The sequence below is a fragment of the Cognatishimia sp. F0-27 genome, from assembly GCF_020667845.1.
In the GTDB taxonomy this organism is placed as follows: Bacteria; Pseudomonadota; Alphaproteobacteria; order Rhodobacterales; family Rhodobacteraceae; genus JAFMPQ01.
This window is the reverse complement of the sequence record NZ_JAFMPQ010000134.1, coordinates 1-300: the sequence shown is the minus strand read 5'-3', so window position 1 is coordinate 300 and position 300 is coordinate 1. Positions and strand designations below refer to the sequence as shown.

Here is a 300-nt window from a genome sequence, read left to right as displayed (position 1 = left end):
TGTCCTTGCGGCCCCCGCCCCCAGCGCCAAAACGTCGTCCAGAGTGGCCTGAGCCTCGTCAAAGCGTTTGCAATCGCCCAAAAGCAAAGCTTTCAAAGTGAGAAAATCGGGCAATTCGGAGATGTCGAATTGATCGAGAACGGCAAGCGCTTTTTCGTGTTGAAACAAGCGCTTCAGAACGCGCGCGTGCCTGAGTGCGAGATCCAGGTGATCCGGAAAACGCGCCCGCGCGCGCTCGACAAGGTCCAGTGCCTCGTGCAGCCGCCACAGCGCCAAATGGGCGTCTATTTCAGAAAGGAC

The 300-nt window shown here is 58.0% G+C and carries 1 protein-coding gene; it reads right to left on the bottom strand.

What is annotated here, in order from left to right:
- Window positions 1-276: hypothetical protein (locus J1C49_RS22040; protein ID WP_227447868.1), on the bottom strand; the 276-nt coding region annotated here is incomplete at its 3' end.
- Window positions 277-300 lie beyond the last annotated feature (24 nt).